General features: G+C 45.3%; 1 pseudogene. It reads right to left on the bottom strand.

The window, feature by feature from the left end:
- Positions 1 to 298 (bottom strand): annotated as a pseudogene (locus ACMV8I_RS21420) (hypothetical protein); the annotation flags it as partial.

The following is a 298-nucleotide window of genomic DNA, read 5'->3' as shown; positions in this document are numbered from 1 at the left end:
ACAGATTCATCGAGTGGGGTCAAAAACGCCTTGCCTTTAACGATATCTGGACGGTTAACCATAACGTCATAATAAAAATCGCGCCAAGCCAGCTCGCTAATCCAGCGCATGATGTCTTTCTCACTTCCCAGTCCTTGCTGACCGTTCAGCCTTTGTCTGGCTTTGAGATAGCATAATCTGGGCGATAGCATACCGATTGCCAAATAGGGTGATAAACGACTGGTCGCACCCAAGTGATTATTCAAAGCGGGCACGTCTCTGGCGGTATTGTAATCAGCGATATGTTTTTTTAAAAAAT

The sequence above is a fragment of the Ewingella sp. S1.OA.A_B6 genome, from assembly GCF_049889095.1.
Lineage (GTDB): Bacteria > Pseudomonadota > Gammaproteobacteria > Enterobacterales > Enterobacteriaceae > Ewingella.
This window is presented reverse-complemented; position numbering and strand designations above follow the sequence as displayed.